Consider the following 16,600-nt stretch of genomic DNA (forward strand, 5'->3'; position numbering starts at 1 on the left):
GCCCAAAGGAAAACATCAATGAAAAAAACATTTTTATTTGCTGCCTTGGCAGCTTGCTTAAGCACTCCCGCATTGGCAAAAGACTACATTCACAGATGGTGCGCGCCTGAAGAACCTGCCGCTCCCGTTGTGGTTGCAACTCCTCCCGCACCGCAAGTCGAACGTATCAATCTGGCCGCCGATGCCTTGTTCCAATTCAACCGCTCGTCTGTGAAAGACCTGCTGCCGCAAGGCCGCGCAACGTTGGACGAACTGGCCGCCCGTCTGGTCAGCCGCCAAGCGCAAATCGACAGCATTGCCCTGGTGGGCCATACCGACCGCTTGGGCAGCGAGCAATACAACTACAACTTGGGCTTGAAACGCGCAGAAACCGTGAAAGCCTACTTGCAGGAAAAAGGCGTGCAAGACCCCATCAGCACCCGCAGCGCTGGTGAAACGCAACCGGTAACCACCGACTGCCACGGCACCCGTGCAACAGCAGCTTTGAAAGCCTGCCTGCAACCTGACCGCCGCGTGGTGGTGGAAATCACTGGCACAGCCCCTGTTGCGCAATAATCGCGCGCTCAAATCCCTTGGCTTGCTTTTGCTTAAGCCAAGGGCTTTTTATTGACACTCAAAAAGCAGCCTGCAACGCACTCAACACACTTCATCACATCATGCAAAAACACCTCATCCCCCTCGTCCTCGCCCTCATTTTCATCGCCCTCTCCCTATGGGCCGGCATCGCCCCTGCCGACCGTGCCGTTTGGTGGGCGGAAGCCACGCCGCTGCTCATCGTATTCACCGCGCTGCTCCTCACTTATCCGCGCTTCAAATTCAGCAACACCGCCTATGTGCTGATGAGCCTGTGGCTGTTCATGCACACCGTCGGCGCGAAATACACCTTTGCCGCCGTGCCGTTCGACTGGGGCAACCGATTGCTCTCGCCGCTCTTGGGCGAAGGGCGCAACCATTTCGACCGCGTCGGGCATTACATCATCGGTTTTTACGCCTATCCGATGGCGGAATGGCTGTTGCGCAAACGCAAGGCGACCTTGGGCATTGCCTTGTTTTTTGGGCTATTTTTCATTATGAGCGTGGCAGCGGCCTATGAGATTATCGAATGGCAGTATGCCGTGATTGAAGGCGGCGATGCGGGCGTGGAATTCCTCGGCTCGCAAGGCGACGTGTGGGACGCGCAAAAAGATATGCTGGCCGATACGTTGGGCTCGGCCACGTCGCTGCTGCTATTCCTGATGGTTCGCCCCGACAAGCGTTTGGGCGAACGCTGAACGTTTCAGGGATAGAGATAATACAAAGCAGCCTGCACTTTGAAATGCTGAGTGCAGGCTGCTTTTCCAATGGAGATGCGTGGTATTATTGCAAGGCGCAGGCGATGATTGGTGGCGGATGATGGGACTTCACACGGGAAACCAAGCTTAACTTTGGGATTCCGCACAGTCGGCAGCCTGCACCTTTGGCAGCACAAACTCAATAGAACCGCCCTGCCTCGCCTGCCGCACAAAGCCCAGTTTTTCGTGCATTTTCAGGCTGGCGGCATTATGCGGCAATACGCGTCCGACCACCTGCCGCGCGCCCAAATGTTCAAACGCCCATGCCAGCGCCTGCCGCCCCATGCGCGAGCCGGTGCCGCGTTCGGCATCCGGTGCGGCATAGAAGCCCCATTCCCATGTGTCAGCAGGTGCAGGCTGCTTTTTGAAGCTGACGTAGCCTTTGGGGCGGCCGTTTTCGCGGTACACCAGCATTTTGAAATCGGGATTGTCCAACTGCCGCGCGAACCATGCGGCGTGTTCCGCCCACACCAAGGGCTGCGGGTTGAACATGAAGCGGCGGATGTCGGCATGGTTGCGCCATTCGTATAAGAGACGGCAGTCTTCGGCGGCAGCGGGGGCGATGCAGCCTGCATTCGGATAGGCAGACAAATAATCCGCCACGCGGGCCGCGCCCAATCCGTCGCACAAGGCGGCGGCCTTTTCCGCCATCTGCGCGCGGTGTGCAGGCTGCCCGAACCAGTCGAGCGCCTGCCGCCATTCGTCTCCGTGCAGCCGTTCTATCGGCAAAAACCGTGCCGCGCCTGCCGCTTGCAGCTGTTCGGCAATGCTGCGCTGATTGTCGGCAATGACCAGCAGCAGCGTCGGCAAACCCAAGGCGCAGCGTTCCCACGAAGTACCGCCCGCCGCGCCCACCGCCCAATCGGCTTGCGCCATCAGTTCGGCCATATTGGACGCGCCCACCAGCACGCGGCAATCAAACGGCGCGTGTTGCGCGAAGGCGCGGATGCTGTCGGTGTGCGGCGCGGTGTTGCCCATCACCACGGTCACCACCCAAGGGTGCAGGCTGCTTTCCGCCAGCCGCTGTAACAGTGCGAGCGTGTGGTTGTCTTTGTCCACGCCGCCCAGGTTCACCAACACGTTTTGCAGGCAGCCTGCACTTTTCTGCGGCTTGTTCAATGCGGCGGCGCGCCATCGGGCAAATTCTTCGCGCAACAAGGCGTATTGCGTGCCGGCCAGCACATAGCAATCCGGTGGCAGGCAGCCTGCATAATCGGCGGCGGTGTGGCCGTAGTTTTGGTCGAGCAGCACATCGGCATCGTGCGTGCGGTCGTGCAAATCGTCCAACACCATGATGTTGCTGCCGCACACGGCACGCGCCTGCCGCTGCCAAATATCGGACAGCGCGTAATGGTCGCAAATAATCCAATCGGGCGACAGGGCGCGGATGTGCGGCAAACAGTCGGCCACGTCCTGCGCCTGCGTGCAGCCGAGCCATGCGCTGTGTGCCAAACGCGGTTCGCCCGCCGCTTCTTGCGCCGCGTCCGGATGATGCGGCAGCAGCACGCAATCGAATCCCTGCACACGCACGAAATCCGCCAAATGCCCGTCGTGCGCGCGCATGACGAACGTGCTGCGGTGCCCCCGCCGTTGCAGCGCGTGCGCCAGCGTTATGCAGCGCATCACATGCCCGCTGCCGATGTGTACCGATGCGTCCGCACGAATCAAAAATTCCATAGCCCTTCCTTAATGCCGATACCGAATACCGGTTCCTGTTCACACCGCACGATGGGGCGGCCGCAAAAAACCGCGTATCGCACCATCGGCAATACGCGGATTGTATCTGATTGGCTATACGGCCGCTGCAAAAAAAGCAGCCTGCACATCAATCGTCGTCATGGTCGTCATCATCATAATCGTGATAATGGCCGGAACGATGGCCGCGGCGCGAAGGGCGGTGGCAATCGTCGCTGTCGCCCGTGCGGCGCACCGAAAGCACGCGGCCGGTGGTTGCCTGCACGCGCACTTCGTATTCGCCGCGGCAGTTGTCCACATCCACGTCGTAATACGCGCCGTAACGGCGGCTGTGTTCCAAATCGACATCATCGATTTTACCGCCGCCCACTTTGGCCTTGGCAATGGCCGCCGCGCGCTGCCCGCCAATGTAGCCGCCCTTCGCATGGGCAGGCACTACGGCCACCGACAACGACAAAACCAGCGTTGCAATAATGCTTTTTCTCATGGATTGACTCCGTGTTTGTGTTGGAAGGGGAATGGGGATTGTAGCTTTGCCCCGCACCAAAAACCGTTAATATTGTGTAAACAGGCGTAAGGTTTTGCCCGAAAAGCAGCCTGCACCTATTCCTGCCCCGCCAAATGCGCCGCCAACGCTTCCACGGCTTCCTGCCGTTTGCGCGACTGCGGTTCGTACGACGGATTGAGCGCCGACCATTTCGGCTGCAACCGCGCCTGCTGCAACACTTTGGGCAATGAATCCGCCTTCCACGGCAAGGCAACCTTGTCCTGCAACACCACGGAATTGGTGGCGGCATGTCCGCGCGATTTGAGCGTTTGCAGCAAATGCAGGCTGCGTGCCGCCAGCAAAGTGAGCGTGGCATTGTCAATCATCAGCGTTTCAATGCCCTGTATTTTGTCGTACAGCACCTGCCAGTTGCCCGCCAAGCCGCCCAGCACGCCGCCGATGGTCGCACCCAGTCCGAGCGATGTGCCCAGCGTGAGCGCGTCCACACCCAAGCCCAGCAATGCGCCCGTTGCCGCCGCCTTGCCCGTGCGGATGCCGTAATCTTTCAGCAGCTCGGCATCGAACGGGTTTTGGCGGAAGGCGCACAACACTTGTTGCCCTTGAATGTCCGCGTCCGAATAATAAAACCGGTACAGCGCGAAGAGTTGCTGGTGCAGGCTGCTTTCGTGCGCCGCCACGGCCGCCTGCATTTCTTCCAGCACCGCCTGCGAACGGCTTTTGTCTTCAAACTGGCGCACGCAGGCGGCCGCGTCCACCAAAAACTGCGCCACCAACACATACGCCTGCCGTTCCAACTGCCGCCATTCCTGCTGCCGGAACGCCGTGAGCGCCGACAATGCCGGCGGCTGGCCGAGCAACGTGGCCAGCTGCTGCCACAACACCATTTCACCCGAGAAATCAAACGCCACGGTATCGAAGCGGCTGCTGACATGCAGGCTGCGGCGCGCCAAAAGCGTCTGCCATTCGTCCATGTTCTGCCCGTGGATAAAATTAAACACCGGCATCACCGGCTTCGCGCACCACGACAACACCATCAATTCGTCTTTATATTTGGGCAACACGTCTTCGCGCGCGTCCACCACATACAAAGCCGCATCGCTGGCCAACACCTGCCGCAGCACCTTCGCCTCCTGCGCCCATTCGTTTTGCGCGGCCGGGCTGTCCAAAAACTGTTGCAGCCGCTCAATGCCCTCGTGCTGCGGCGAAGTGTTTTCCTCCAGCCAATCCAGCACGCCGCCCGCATCTTCCAAGCCCGGCGTATCGTGCAGATACAGCCACGTTTCCACGCCGTCGCCCAAAGCAGCCTGCTCGACATGGCGCGTGGTCGCCGCCGCATTTTTCACTTCGCCGAAGCGGCTGTCGCGCAGCAACGTGCGCATTAACGAAGTTTTGCCCGTGTTGGTATGCCCCACCACCGCCAGCGATAATGTCTGCATCATCTTTCCAAAATATCATTCATCATTATTCAAAGGTCTCATGGCGTTGCGCCGCCATACCCACTTGACGGCCGCCGCACGCCCTAAAAAGCAGCCTGCACCCGATTGCCTTCTTCAAAACCGCAAAATTGTAGCGAAAACAAAAAGGTTTATAAAGTGCAGGCTGCTTTTTCCCATCCGAAAGCAGCCTGCACAAACAAAAACCCCGCTGCCGAAGCAACGGGATTGAATAAGGAGGCGAGCCGAACCCTTGGCACTGACTTTTTCCAGTGGGCTGCTGACTCCCGTCCCTGACCCGTTGCTGAAAATCACCATGCAAGGCGACCCGCCGTTGAAGTGGTCCATTATAGCAAGCGCCTGAAAATTAGCAAGCCTTTTATTGATTGCCCGCCGTGTTTTCCTGAAAAGCAAAACAGTTTTTTCGCGCAAAAAAGCCAAACGGCACGCCGCCGCGCAAAATTTCCCTTATAATGCGCCGCTTGAATCAAACACATAACCACTAAGGAACACTTATGCAAGACACCCCTCAATATTACGGCACCATTTCCCGCCTGCTGCACTGGCTCATGGCCGCCGCCTTCGCCTTCATGCTGTTCACCGCCATCATGTGGAACATCAACGAAGATTATTTCAGCCTGATGGGCTACCACAAATCGGTCGGCACCATCTTGGCCGTGCTGATTGTGCTGCGCGTGGTTTGGTCTGCCATTAATGCGTCCCGCCGCCCGCTCAGCGCGCCCGTTGTCAAACTGGGGCACGCCGCCCTGTACCTGCTGATGATTGCCGTGCCCTTCATCGGCCTCATCCGCCAATACGGCGCAGCCCGCGGCCCGCTTAACGTATTCGGCATCGAAGTGATGACCGGCTCGCCCGAAAAAATCGAATGGATGGTGAACTTGGGCAACGCGGCGCACGGCAAACTGGCCTTTTTGCTGTTCTTCCTGGCGGCCGGACACATCGTCATGGCCGTTATCCACCAGCTGCGTGGCGAAAAAATCATCAACCGCATGATCGGCCCGCGCCGCTAAACCCCGTGTCCAACACGCCAAAAGCAGCCTGCACTTTGGAAAACCCAGTGCAGGCTGTTTTTTTGAAATAAAATCACAGAGGCATTTATGTTTAACTATTTTTAACAAAACACAGACTACACCAATCATAACCACTTAAAAATCGCGTAATGTCCTCCGCATTTTTTGACCGATATCAATGTTTATTTGCCCGATTCACGCTCCAATCCGATACAAACAGCCCGTCAGAAGCCGGAAAACCGAATTATGTTGCTAAATTACATAAAATATCCTGCAAATAAGACTGTTCAAAAAGTGATAAACGCGGTAAATTATTGCTTGTGTAGGTTAAGGGCGTTTTGGGCTTAACCTGCGCTTTTTTGAGTTTTGAGTTTATTTGATTGACAAGAGGAACTGGTAATGCAGACAAAAAAAAGACCTGTATATCTGGATATGCCGACCATTATCAGACACCTGCCCATTCCCGGCATCGTGTCTATCCTGCACCGCGCTTCCGGCGTGATGCTGTTCCTGCTGCTGCCTGTATTACTGTCGTTGCTGGCAGGCTCTTTAAGCAGCGGCCAGGCGTTTGCCGAATACAAAGCCTGGGCCGACAACTGGTTCATGAAGCTGATTTTAATCGGCGTATTGTGGCTGTTCATCCACCATTTGTTCGCCGGCATCCGCTTTTTGCTGATTGACGCACATATCGGCGTGGAATTGCAGCCTGCACGCAAAACCGCCAAATGGGTTCTGTACGGCGCACCTGCAACAGCATTTATCCTGGGGATTGCATTATGGTAAAACGTAAACTGGCAGGCGCACATTACGGCGTGCGCGATTGGGCAATGCAACGGGCCACCGCCGTTATCATGTTGCTTTATACTGTATTCTTTTTCTTCTTCCTGCTCGGCCTCATCGGCGCGGACGATTACACCGAATGGCAGGCATTCTTCGGCAAAGTATGGGTGAAAGTCTTTACCCAGGTTACCTTCCTTGCACTGTTTTTACACGCATGGGTCGGCGTACGCGATTTGTGGATGGACTACATCAAGCCCTTCTATCTGCGCTTATTCCTGCAATGCGCCACCGTCACTTGGCTGGTCGGCTGCACCATCTACTCATTCTTTGCTATCTGGGGCTAATCCACTATGACTTATCCTATCCGTAAATTCGATGCCGTAGTCGTCGGCGCGGGCGGCGCAGGCTTGCGTGCGGCCTTGCAATTATCCAAAGCCGGCGTCAACACCGCCGTATTATCCAAAGTATTCCCCACCCGTTCGCATACCGTAGCGGCGCAAGGCGGCATCTCCGCATCGCTGGGCAACGTGCAGGACGACAACTGGGAATGGCATATGTACGACACCGTGAAAGGTTCGGACTGGCTGGGCGACCAAGACGCCATCGAATTCATGACCAGCAACGCCGTTGAAGCCGTAGTTGAATTGGAGCACATGGGTATGCCGTTCGACCGCGTGGAAAGCGGCAAAATTTACCAACGCCCGTTCGGCGGCCACACGGCAGAACACGGCAAACGCGCCGTGGAGCGTGCCTGTGCCGTTGCCGACCGTACCGGTCACGCCATGCTGCACACGCTTTATCAACAAAACGTCCGCGCCAACACTCAATTTTTCGTTGAATGGACTGCGTTGGATTTGATTCGCAACGAAGATGGCGACGTGGTCGGCGTTACCGCCATGGAAATGGAAACCGGCGAAGTGTACATTTTCCACGCCAAAGCCGTTTTGTTTGCCACCGGCGGCGCAGGCCGTATTTACGCCTCCTCCACCAATGCCTTTATGAACACCGGCGACGGTTTGGGCATTTGCGCGCGTGCCGGCATTCCGTTGGAAGACATGGAATTCTGGCAATTCCACCCGACCGGCGTGGCAGGCGCAGGCGTGCTGATTACCGAAGGCGTGCGCGGCGAAGGCGGCATCCTGTTGAACGCACAGGGCGAACGCTTTATGGAACGCTATGCTCCGACCGTGAAAGATTTGGCTTCGCGCGACGTGGTTTCCCGCGCCATGGCGATGGAGATTTACGAAGGCCGCGGCTGCGGTCCGAACAAAGACCACGTTTTGCTGAAAATCGACCACATCGGCGCCGAAAAGATTATGAGCAAACTGCCGGGCATCCGCGAGATTTCCATTCAGTTTGCCGGCATCGACCCGATTAAAGACCCGATTCCCGTCGTCCCCACCACACACTACATGATGGGCGGCATCCCTACGAACTACTTGGGCGAAGTGGTTGTGCCGAAAGACGGCAATCCGGAAGCCGTCGTCAACGGTCTGTATGCCGCAGGCGAATGCGCGTGCGCTTCCGTGCACGGTGCAAACCGTTTGGGCACCAACTCCCTGCTGGACTTGGTGGTATTCGGCAAATCGGCCGGCGACAGCATGATTAAATACATTGCCGAAACCGAACTGAAACCCTTGCCGGAAAATGCGGGCGAATTCACCAAACAGCGCCTTGACCGCCTGAACAATCAAACCGGCGGCGAAAACGTCGATGCGCTGCGCGGCGAACTGCAACGCACCATCCAATCGCATGCGGGCGTATTCCGCACAGATGCCATCCTGAAAGAAGGCGTGGAAAAAGTATTGGCTTTGGTCGAACGCTCCAAAAACACCCAAATCGGCGATAAAAGCATGGTGTGGAACACCGCGCGTATCGAAGCGTTGGAATTGGACAACCTGATGGAAGTGGCGAAGGCAACCATTATTTCAGCCGAAGCGCGCAAAGAAAGCCGCGGCGCACATGCCTCGGACGACCATCCGGACCGCGACGATGTGAATTGGATGAAACACACGCTGTTTTATTCTGCCGACAACCATCTGGAATACAAACCTGTCCACACCAAACCATTGACTGTGGATTATATTCCGCCGGCCAAACGCGTTTACTAAAACAAAAACACGCAGAAAGCAGCCTGCACCCATGCAGGCTGCATACACAACCATATAGGAACACCCAACATGGAAAAAATCCGCCTACAAGTGTACCGCTACAATCCCGACAAAGATGCCAAGCCGTACATGCAAGATTACGAACTGGAAATCCAGCCGTCCGATGTAAAACTGCTCGACGCCATCATGAAACTCAAAGCGCAAGACGACACGCTTTCCTTCCGCCGCTCCTGCCGCGAAGGCATTTGCGGTTCTGACGGCATGAACATCAACGGCAAAAACGGCTTGGCCTGCCTGACCGACATCCGCAGCCTGCAACAGCCCATTGTCTTGCGCCCGCTGCCCGGCCTGCCCGTGATTCGCGATTTGATTGTCGATATGACGCAATTTTTCAAACAATACCACTCCATCAAACCCTATGTGGTGAACGACACACCCGCCCCCGAGCGCGAACGCTTGCAAACACAAGAAGAGCGCGCGGAATTGGACGGCCTGTACGAATGTATTTTGTGTGCCTGCTGCTCTACTTCCTGCCCGTCGTTCTGGTGGAATCCTGACAAATTCGTCGGCCCGTCCGGCCTGCTCAATGCCTACCGCTTCATCGCCGACAGCCGCGACACCATCACCAACGAGCGTTTGGACAACCTGAACGACCCATACCGCCTGTTCCGCTGCCACACCATCATGAACTGTGTGGACGCGTGTCCGAAACACCTGAACCCCACGCGCGCCATCGGCAAAATCAAAGAAATCATCTTGGAGCGTATGGTTTGATGATGTGCAGGCTGCTTTTTGCGTTTCCGAATCCAAAAAGCAGCCTGCATTCAAACAAAGAATCGCCACCATAACAAAAACAAATACCCGTTTGAATTGACAAAAAACATGGCACAATTTGACGAAACCGCAAAACGGCGCATCCGTTTTCAGACACGCCGCGGATTGTTAGAACTCGACATCGTGTTGAGGAAATTCATGGCAAACCATTTTGACCGGTTAAGCGATGACGAATTGGAAATCTTCACAGCGATTTTGGCTTTGGAAGACCAAGAATTTTTGGCCTTAATCAACCAGACCGAAACCCCGCAACGTTCCGATTTCGAACCGCTGCTGGCAAAAATCCGAGCCGCATGACGCATGCGCTTCGACCGCAGTAACCACCCCATCAATCAACAACCACCGAGGAGTAAAACATGGCTAAATCCGTCCAATTGCAAGGTGAAGGCTTTGAAACTGTCGAATTGCCCGTATTGAGCGGCACACTGGGCAATGATGTTGTCGATATTCGCGCATTTACCAAAGGCACGAATATGTTTACTTTCGATCCCGGCTTTGTTTCAACCGCCAGTTGCGAATCGAAAATCACATTTATTGATGGCGAGAAAGGCTTGCTGTACTACCGCGGCTATCCCATTGAACAATTGGCAGAAAAAAGCGACTATCTGGAAGTATGCTACCTGCTGATTTACGGCGAGCTGCCCAATGCCGAACAGAAAAAACAATTTGTCGATACCGTGACCAAACACACTATGGTACACGAACAGCTGACATGGTTCTTCCGCGGTTTCCGCCGCGATGCGCACCCGATGGCGATGATGGTCGGCGTAGTCGGCGCATTGTCCGCTTTCTATCAAGACAGCTTGGAAATTGCCGACCCGGAACACCGCAAAGTCGCCATTTACCGTCTCATCTCCAAAATCCCCACCATCGCCGCCATGTGCTACCGTTACTCCAACGGCCTGCCGTTCAACTTCCCGCGCAATGATTTGAGCTATGCCGCCAACTTCATGCACATGATGTTTGCAACGCCATGCGAAAAATACGAACCCAACCCGGTTTTGGTGCGCGCGCTGGACCGCATCTTCACGCTGCATGCCGACCACGAACAAAACGCTTCCACGTCCACCGTGCGCTTGGCCGGTTCTTCCGGTGCCAACCCGTTTGCGTGTATCGCAGCCGGTATCGCCTGCCTGTGGGGCCCATCTCACGGCGGTGCGAACGAAGCCGTGCTGAAAATGCTGGACGAAATCGGCGACGTATCCAATGTGGCGGAATTTATGGAAGGCGTGAAAGCGAAGAAATACCGCCTGATGGGCTTTGGCCACCGCGTGTACAAAAACATGGACCCGCGTGCCGCCATCATGAAAACCACCTGCGACGAAGTATTGCGCGAATTGGGTTTGGAAAACGACCCGAAATTCAAGCTGGCGATGGAATTGGAAAAAATTGCATTGAACGACCCTTACTTCATCGAGAAAAAACTGTATCCAAACGTGGACTTCTATTCAGGCATCGTATTGAGTGCATTGAATATTCCGGTTTCCATGTTTACCGTGATTTTCGCACTGGCGCGCACTGTGGGCTGGATTTCCCACTGGAACGAAAGTTTGAGCGACCCGAATGCGAAAATCGGCCGTCCGCGCCAATTGTACACCGGCGCAGCACGTCGCGATTTCGTGCCCGTGGATAAACGTTAATCCGCCATCAACCAAAAGCAGCCTGCACGTTTCAAAATGTGCAGGCTGCTTTTTATGATGAAAAATCTATATATTTCAATGTTCGCGCGCATGGTTGATGGTGTATTTCGGAATTTCCACCACCAAATCTTCTTCGCCCACCAAAGCTTGGCAGCTCAAACGCGAATCCGCTTCCAGCCCCCAGGCCTGGTCGAGCAAATCTTCTTCCAGTTCCGAAGCTTCTTCCAAGCTGTCGAACCCTTGGCGGATAATCACATGGCACGTGGTGCAGGCGCATGATTTTTCGCAGGCATGGTCAATATCGATATGATGGTCCAAAAGCACATCGCAAATGCTTTCGCCCACGGGCGCATCTTCAATCACGGCGCCTTCGGGGCAGAGCTGCTCGTGCGGCAGAATGGTAATTTTTGGCATGTGTGTTCTCGTATTCTGTGGAAAACGCGCATTGTAGCGCAATTTGATTTAACGTGCAGGCTGCTTTTGCACTTCGGGCAGCTGCTCCAACTGCTGCAAAGTATGCCCCGCGGTAGGATGCCCTTGCGTGGCGGCGGCGCGATACCATTTCAACGCTTCCGCCAAATCCTTGGCCACACCCGTGCCGGTGGCATAACGCGCGGCCAGATTGTTTTGCGCGTCCGCATGCCCCTGCTCGGCAGCTTTGCGATACCAAAACGCGGCTTTCTCATAATTTTGCGGCACGCCGTTGCCGTCGCTGTACATCAGCCCGGCCATGAACTGCGCTTCGGCCTGCCCCTGCGCGGCGGCTTTTTCATACCAATACAAAGCCTTCTCCGCGCTGGCGGGCACGCCCAAACCGTCTTGATACAACACCGCCAAATTGTGCTGCGCCGTGGCATCGCCCTGCTCCGCCAAAGGCTGCAACAAGCGGATGGCCGTGGCGAAATCCTGTTTCTGATAAGCGGCGGCGGCCTGCGCATATTCCGCTTCGTGCGCGGAAACTGGCGGTTGTGCCATGGCAAAAGTGCAGGCTGCCTGCGCCAAAATCCAGAGACATTGTTTCCATAATTTCATGATATTTTTTCCTTATTTTTCGGCCGAACGGTTGATGGGCAAACGCAGCGCCCCGCCCTTCAACGGCTCGGCCGCACAAAGGGCGCAGTGTACACGCATTGGCCGAATGTGGACAGGATGAAGATGGATAAAAAATGCAACAATGCCGCAAATCACGTTATAATGCCAGCCGTTTTCCGCGCAAAAGCGCGTTCATTCCACTGCCTATCTCTGAAAGGATTTTTAATGAGCATTCAAGAACAAATCAAAGAAGTCGTTACCACACACCGCGTCGTCCTGTTTATGAAGGGCACCAAACAGTTCCCGCAATGCGGCTTTTCCGCACGCGCCGTGCAAATCCTGCAAAATGCAGGCTGCAATGATTTTGTTACCGTCAATGTGTTGGAAAACGACGAAGTGCGCCAAGGCATTAAAGAATACAGCAACTGGCCGACCATTCCGCAGCTGTATGTGAACGGCGAATTTTTGGGCGGCTCCGACATTATGATGGAAATGTTTGAAGCCGGCGAATTGGAAGAAGCATTGAAAGCATAATCCGCGCCCGTAATAAAAAACCGTTTGATTTTTCGTCAAACGGTTTTTTTGCGCCCAATCGAGTGCAGGCTGCTTTGCACGGCACGTTGCCCGAACCTGTCAGCCGCCGCGATACGCCAGCAGCAAATCCCGGAACACGTTCGGGTCTTTGATGAACGTCATTTCGCCTTCTGCGGGGAAGTGGTAATCCAACAGCCGAGACACCCAGAAGCGCAGGCAACCTGCACGGTAGGCGGTGGGCATGTAGTCCTGTTCCGCCTGCGTGAGCGGCCGCACGCTTTGATAGCCCGCCAAAAAAGCAGCCTGCAATGCCGGCACGATGTGGTGATGGGCATCGCGCGCCCAATCGTTCACGGCAATCGCCAAATCGTACACAAAGCTGCCGTTGCACGCATAATAAAAATCAATGAAACCGGCCACCTGTCCGCCGTCCAACAGCACGTTGTCTTTGAACAAATCGGCGTGGATGATGCCGCCGGGCAGGTGCGTGTCGGTATTTGCCGCCTGATGGGCGATTTCATCGTGCAGCAGTGCGGCATCGTCGGCGGTCAGACAACCGCGCAGCCGCCCTTCTGCCTCCGTCCACCATGCGTGGTGGCGCGGATTGTCCATTTTCTGCCCGAACGTGCTGCCCGCCAAGTGCATTTTCGCCAGCATCGCGCCCGTGTTAAAGCACTCTTCTTCGGTGGGATACGCCGTGTCGCCGCCCGACAGTTTTTCCACAATACACGCGGGTTTGCCCGCCAATGTGGCGGTGAACGAACCGTCTTTTTGCGCAATCGGTGCGGGGCATGCCACGCCGTTCGCGCTCAAATGGTGGGTCAAATCCATGAAAAACGGCAGCTCTTCGGCACGCAGCGTTTCAAACACGGTGAGCACATAAGTGCCCGAATCGGTATGCAGGAAAAAATTGCTGTTGGTAATGCCCTGCGCAATGCCTTGCAGCGAACGGAATCCGCCCAACGGGTAACGTGTCAGCAACTGGCGCATTTCGTCGTCGGAAACGCTGGTATATACGGACATAATCGCCTGCCTGAAAATAGTGTTCGAAAAGCGCAATCATAACAAATTTAACAGTATTAGGGCAGTCGCTTTTTGTGTTACATTTATCTTTGTGCCGCCTGTGTTGCAGGCAGCCTGCACATTCCAAACCACTGTCCGACAAGGAGCGCGAAATGCCCACCCGTTTCATTCGTGCCGACATTCTGGCACAAACCGCCTATCCCAAACCCGATATTCCCAATCATTTCATCCTATTAGACAGCGCCGCGCCGCGCTTCTCCCTGCCCGAAGACATGCGGCGGCAATGGACGGACGCATTGGCCGAAGCCCCGCTCGACCGCACCTCAAACACCGCCGAAAACGATGTGCAGGCTGCTTTGCGTGCCGCGCTTCCCATTCCCGAAAATGCACAAATCGTTTTGGGCAACGGTGCCGAAGAACTCGTGCGGCTGCTCGCATGGCTGACCGCGCAACCCGATGCCGCCGTGCTTGCCCTCGAACCGTGTTCCGGCATGTACCGCCGCGCGGCCGAACTGTGCCGCATGGCGTACACCGGCATTGCCCTGAACGATGATTTTTCGCCGAACCTGGCCGCCCTCTTCGCCGCCATCGAACAAAAGCAGCCTGCACTCCTTTTCATTTCCCACCCCAACCGCGCCACCGGCACACCGATTGCCCGCGCCGACCTTGAAGAAATCGCACGCCGCGCCGAAGGCATTGTCGTGGTGGACGAAACCTGCGCCGCAGACGCCGAACACAGCTTCATCGCCCAAGCGGGGCAGCCGGAAAACCTGGTGGTGCTGCGTTCGTTCGACAGCATCGGCTTGGGCGGCATCCGCACGGGTTACGCGGTCGGCAGCCCGCTCGTCATGAACGAATTGGCCAAACTCCTGCCGCCCCGCCCCGTGAACGGCTTGAGCCTTTGCGCCGCGCGGTTTGCATTGCAGCACGCAGACACGTTCCGGCAAAACACCGAACAGCTTGCCGCCGAGCGCACCCGTGTGGCCGCGGCATTGGCCGAATTGGCGGAAACGCAGGTTCTGGACGGTCAAGCGCATTTCCTGACCGTGCGCCTGCCCGATGCGCCGAGCGCTTTCGAACGGCTGAAAGAAAACGGCATTTTGGTGAAAAACCTGCACGGCCGCCACGCGCTGCTGCACAACTGCCTGCGCATCGCCGTCGGCACACCCGAGCAGAACGACGGTGTGGTGCAGGGCGTGCAACAGGCGGTGGCCGAATATCTGGCGCGCAAAAACGGCGGCCATTGCCCTGCCGATTTGTCGCAAAAGCTGTTTTACGCGACTTTGTGCTATGTGGCGGCTTTGAGCCTGCTCAGCCTGTGGATCGGTTTGGCGTTCGGGCATATTTGACGGATGCCGCAAAAGCAGCCTGCACCCCCGTTTTGGCAAGTGCAGGCTGCTTTTTTATAAACAAAAGTTATATCCGAAAGAAAAAAACCGTCTTTGGCAAAACGGCGGCAGGCTGCTTAAAATCATGGCTTTACAGCATTCACATCCCAAGAAAGGACGCTTCATGGCGCTGCAAACCCTGCTGACGCAAATTGCCGCATTGGCACAAAAAGAACTCGCCCCCATCGTGCAGGACATCGACCGCAAAGGCGTGTATCCCGAACAATTCATGCGCGAATTGGGCAAAATCGGCGGCTATCAATCGGTGGGCACGGTGGAAGAAGGCGGCAACGGTTTGGGCTTGACCGCGCAAATCCTGGCCATCCGCGAAGTGGGCAAAATCTGCGGCGCCACCGCGTTTTCCGTGTGGTGTCAGGCAGCCTGCGCGTGGTATCTGCACAAAACGCCGAACGCCGCCGTCAAAACGCGCTATCTGGCGGATGTGTTGCAAGGCAAAGTATTAGCCGGCACGGGCATGTCCAACACCGTCAAACACTTAGCCGGCATTGAAGGGCACAACCTGCGCGCCGAAAAAATCGAAGGCGGCTATCGGGTGAACGGCGTGCTGCCTTGGGTATCGAATTTGGGCGACACGCACATTTGGGCCAACACGGCGGCGGTGGACGGCGGCTACGTCATGTTCATCACCGGCGCGCAACGCGAAGGCGTGACCCTGAACCCCTGCCCCGAATTCTGCGCCCTGGAAGGCACGCGCACCTTCGCCCTGAAATTCGACAACGTCTTCGTGCCGCATGAAGACGTGTTGGCCGAACCGGAGCAGTTTTCCGCCTATATCCAATCCATCAAAGCGGGCTTTATCCTGCTGCAAATCGGCATCGGCGCAGGCATTATCGACGGCTGCCTGAAAGAAATCGAAGCGGCAAACGTAGGCTGCGGCGAAGTGAATTTCTATTTGGACGACCAGATTGACGATTTGCAGGCGCGTTTCGACACCTTACTGCAAAAAACCGCCAAGTTGGGCGATGCGGCATGGCAGGGCGAAGCCTCCATTCTGGAAACGCTGCAAACGCGCTTGGCGGCGGCGGAATTGTGTCTGGCGGCGGCGCAATCGGCGGCTTTGCACGCAGGCGCGAAAGGCTATTTGCTCCGCAGCCCCGTGCAGCGGCGCGTGCGCGAAGCCATGTTTGTCGCCATCGTTACGCCGGCCACCAAACATTTGCGCAAAGAAATTGCCGATTTGGAATTTTCGGGCGAATTCTCCATTTGACCCGACGGCCGCACCATGCCCAAAAGCAGCCT

At 56.1% G+C, this 16,600-nt stretch carries 18 protein-coding genes and 1 other RNA gene; 12 read left to right on the plus strand and 7 right to left on the minus strand.

Going from position 1 to position 16,600, the window contains the following annotated elements:
• The first annotated feature begins 18 nt into the window (after positions 1–18).
• Together HMPREF9098_RS02345 and HMPREF9098_RS02350 are read left to right on the plus strand one after the other, a co-directional pair.
• Positions 19–555, plus strand: a complete 537-nt coding sequence (locus HMPREF9098_RS02345; protein WP_003781620.1) for an OmpA family protein — start codon at positions 19–21, stop codon at positions 553–555.
• Between the two features lie 101 nt (positions 556–656).
• Complete coding sequence (locus HMPREF9098_RS02350) at positions 657–1,271, plus strand: DUF2238 domain-containing protein (protein WP_040564195.1); 615 nt, start codon at positions 657–659, stop codon at positions 1,269–1,271.
• Positions 1,272–1,418: 147 nt separating this feature from the next.
• Here the strand turns inward: HMPREF9098_RS02350 and pseG are convergent, their stop codons facing one another.
• From pseG to ffs, 4 genes are all read right to left on the minus strand, one after another.
• Positions 1,419–3,008, minus strand: coding sequence for a UDP-2,4-diacetamido-2,4,6-trideoxy-beta-L-altropyranose hydrolase (gene pseG, locus HMPREF9098_RS02355; RefSeq protein WP_003781624.1), 1,590 nt, complete (start codon positions 3,006–3,008; stop codon positions 1,419–1,421).
• 148 nt (positions 3,009–3,156) lie between these two features.
• Positions 3,157–3,513, minus strand: a complete 357-nt coding sequence (locus HMPREF9098_RS11135) for a PepSY domain-containing protein (RefSeq protein WP_050781220.1) — start codon at positions 3,511–3,513, stop codon at positions 3,157–3,159.
• A gap of 116 nt (positions 3,514–3,629) precedes the next feature.
• A complete protein-coding gene (locus tag HMPREF9098_RS02365) occupies positions 3,630–4,973 on the minus strand; it encodes a DUF3482 domain-containing protein (RefSeq protein ID WP_003781626.1) in 1,344 nt (447 codons plus the stop codon).
• Positions 4,974–5,203: 230 nt separating this feature from the next.
• Positions 5,204–5,300, minus strand: an RNA gene (ffs, locus tag HMPREF9098_RS11320) — signal recognition particle sRNA small type.
• A 182-nt stretch (positions 5,301–5,482) separates the two neighbouring features.
• On the opposite strand from ffs, the gene HMPREF9098_RS02370 reads away from it, so the two are divergent.
• The 7 genes from HMPREF9098_RS02370 (at position 5,483) to gltA (ending at position 11,363) form a co-directional block, all read left to right on the plus strand.
• A complete protein-coding gene (locus tag HMPREF9098_RS02370) occupies positions 5,483–5,998 on the plus strand; it encodes a cytochrome b (RefSeq protein WP_003781628.1) in 516 nt (171 codons plus the stop codon).
• A 399-nt stretch (positions 5,999–6,397) separates the two neighbouring features.
• On the plus strand, positions 6,398–6,781 hold the full coding sequence (gene sdhC / locus HMPREF9098_RS02375; protein WP_003781630.1) for a succinate dehydrogenase, cytochrome b556 subunit: 384 nt from the start codon (positions 6,398–6,400) through the stop codon (positions 6,779–6,781).
• A complete protein-coding gene (sdhD, locus tag HMPREF9098_RS02380; RefSeq protein ID WP_040564196.1) occupies positions 6,775–7,122 on the plus strand; it encodes a succinate dehydrogenase, hydrophobic membrane anchor protein in 348 nt (115 codons plus the stop codon). Before sdhC ends, sdhD begins: the two co-directional genes overlap by 7 nt.
• Before the next feature lie 6 nt (positions 7,123–7,128).
• The gene (gene sdhA, locus HMPREF9098_RS02385; RefSeq protein ID WP_003781633.1) at positions 7,129–8,889 is read left to right on the plus strand and encodes a succinate dehydrogenase flavoprotein subunit; all 1,761 of its coding nucleotides are present in this window, start codon (positions 7,129–7,131) and stop codon (positions 8,887–8,889) included.
• Between the two features lie 69 nt (positions 8,890–8,958).
• Complete coding sequence (locus tag HMPREF9098_RS02390; protein ID WP_003781634.1) at positions 8,959–9,663, plus strand: succinate dehydrogenase iron-sulfur subunit; 705 nt, start codon at positions 8,959–8,961, stop codon at positions 9,661–9,663.
• Positions 9,664–9,771: 108 nt separating this feature from the next.
• Positions 9,772–10,020: an FAD assembly factor SdhE gene (locus HMPREF9098_RS02395; protein ID WP_003781636.1), complete on the plus strand. Its 249-nt coding sequence runs from the start codon at positions 9,772–9,774 to the stop codon at positions 10,018–10,020.
• 59 nt (positions 10,021–10,079) lie between these two features.
• A complete protein-coding gene (gene gltA, locus HMPREF9098_RS02400; protein ID WP_003781639.1) occupies positions 10,080–11,363 on the plus strand; it encodes a citrate synthase in 1,284 nt (427 codons plus the stop codon).
• Between the two features lie 75 nt (positions 11,364–11,438).
• Here gltA and fdx read toward each other — a convergent pair whose 3' ends face one another.
• Together fdx and HMPREF9098_RS02410 are read right to left on the minus strand one after the other, a co-directional pair.
• The gene (fdx, locus tag HMPREF9098_RS02405; protein ID WP_003781641.1) at positions 11,439–11,777 is read right to left on the minus strand and encodes an ISC system 2Fe-2S type ferredoxin; all 339 of its coding nucleotides are present in this window, start codon (positions 11,775–11,777) and stop codon (positions 11,439–11,441) included.
• Positions 11,778–11,825: 48 nt separating this feature from the next.
• On the minus strand, positions 11,826–12,395 hold the full coding sequence (locus HMPREF9098_RS02410) for a tetratricopeptide repeat protein (protein ID WP_003781644.1): 570 nt from the start codon (positions 12,393–12,395) through the stop codon (positions 11,826–11,828).
• Positions 12,396–12,620: 225 nt separating this feature from the next.
• Between HMPREF9098_RS02410 and grxD the strand changes: the two genes are divergently transcribed.
• Positions 12,621–12,929, plus strand: a complete 309-nt coding sequence (gene grxD / locus HMPREF9098_RS02415; RefSeq protein ID WP_040564197.1) for a Grx4 family monothiol glutaredoxin — start codon at positions 12,621–12,623, stop codon at positions 12,927–12,929.
• Between the two features lie 99 nt (positions 12,930–13,028).
• Here the strand turns inward: grxD and thrB are convergent, their stop codons facing one another.
• On the minus strand, positions 13,029–13,952 hold the full coding sequence (gene thrB / locus HMPREF9098_RS02420; protein ID WP_040564198.1) for a homoserine kinase: 924 nt from the start codon (positions 13,950–13,952) through the stop codon (positions 13,029–13,031).
• Between the two features lie 152 nt (positions 13,953–14,104).
• On the opposite strand from thrB, the gene HMPREF9098_RS02425 reads away from it, so the two are divergent.
• Both HMPREF9098_RS02425 and HMPREF9098_RS02430 read left to right on the plus strand, forming a co-directional pair.
• A complete protein-coding gene (locus HMPREF9098_RS02425) occupies positions 14,105–15,301 on the plus strand; it encodes a pyridoxal phosphate-dependent aminotransferase (RefSeq protein ID WP_040564199.1) in 1,197 nt (398 codons plus the stop codon).
• Between the two features lie 163 nt (positions 15,302–15,464).
• Positions 15,465–16,568, plus strand: coding sequence for an acyl-CoA dehydrogenase family protein (locus tag HMPREF9098_RS02430; protein ID WP_040564200.1), 1,104 nt, complete (start codon positions 15,465–15,467; stop codon positions 16,566–16,568).
• The last annotated feature ends 32 nt before the right edge of the window (positions 16,569–16,600 follow it).

Origin of the sequence: Kingella denitrificans ATCC 33394, assembly GCF_000190695.1 — a bacterium.
Classification (GTDB): domain Bacteria; phylum Pseudomonadota; class Gammaproteobacteria; order Burkholderiales; family Neisseriaceae; genus Kingella_A; species Kingella_A denitrificans.

Bases quoted from the DNA above. Each gene is read 5' to 3' on its own strand.
- HMPREF9098_RS11135 (WP_050781220.1), bottom strand. From the start codon at position 3,513: ATGAGAAAAAGCATTATTGCAACGCTGGTTTTGTCGTTGTCGGTGGCC.
- sdhD (WP_040564196.1), top strand. From the start codon at position 6,775: ATGGTAAAACGTAAACTGGCAGGCGCACATTACGGCGTGCGCGATTGG.
- HMPREF9098_RS02430 (WP_040564200.1), top strand. From the start codon at position 15,465: ATGGCGCTGCAAACCCTGCTGACGCAAATTGCCGCATTGGCACAAAAA.
- HMPREF9098_RS02390 (WP_003781634.1), top strand. From the start codon at position 8,959: ATGGAAAAAATCCGCCTACAAGTGTACCGCTACAATCCCGACAAAGAT.
- HMPREF9098_RS02425 (WP_040564199.1), top strand. From the start codon at position 14,105: ATGCCCACCCGTTTCATTCGTGCCGACATTCTGGCACAAACCGCCTAT.
- sdhC (WP_003781630.1), top strand. From the start codon at position 6,398: ATGCAGACAAAAAAAAGACCTGTATATCTGGATATGCCGACCATTATC.
- HMPREF9098_RS02350 (WP_040564195.1), top strand. From the start codon at position 657: ATGCAAAAACACCTCATCCCCCTCGTCCTCGCCCTCATTTTCATCGCC.
- thrB (WP_040564198.1), bottom strand. From the start codon at position 13,952: ATGTCCGTATATACCAGCGTTTCCGACGACGAAATGCGCCAGTTGCTG.
- HMPREF9098_RS02370 (WP_003781628.1), top strand. From the start codon at position 5,483: ATGCAAGACACCCCTCAATATTACGGCACCATTTCCCGCCTGCTGCAC.
- pseG (WP_003781624.1), bottom strand. From the start codon at position 3,008: ATGGAATTTTTGATTCGTGCGGACGCATCGGTACACATCGGCAGCGGG.
- HMPREF9098_RS02395 (WP_003781636.1), top strand. From the start codon at position 9,772: ATGGCACAATTTGACGAAACCGCAAAACGGCGCATCCGTTTTCAGACA.
- gltA (WP_003781639.1), top strand. From the start codon at position 10,080: ATGGCTAAATCCGTCCAATTGCAAGGTGAAGGCTTTGAAACTGTCGAA.
- HMPREF9098_RS02410 (WP_003781644.1), bottom strand. From the start codon at position 12,395: ATGAAATTATGGAAACAATGTCTCTGGATTTTGGCGCAGGCAGCCTGC.
- HMPREF9098_RS02365 (WP_003781626.1), bottom strand. From the start codon at position 4,973: ATGATGCAGACATTATCGCTGGCGGTGGTGGGGCATACCAACACGGGC.
- grxD (WP_040564197.1), top strand. From the start codon at position 12,621: ATGAGCATTCAAGAACAAATCAAAGAAGTCGTTACCACACACCGCGTC.
- fdx (WP_003781641.1), bottom strand. From the start codon at position 11,777: ATGCCAAAAATTACCATTCTGCCGCACGAGCAGCTCTGCCCCGAAGGC.
- sdhA (WP_003781633.1), top strand. From the start codon at position 7,129: ATGACTTATCCTATCCGTAAATTCGATGCCGTAGTCGTCGGCGCGGGC.
- HMPREF9098_RS02345 (WP_003781620.1), top strand. From the start codon at position 19: ATGAAAAAAACATTTTTATTTGCTGCCTTGGCAGCTTGCTTAAGCACT.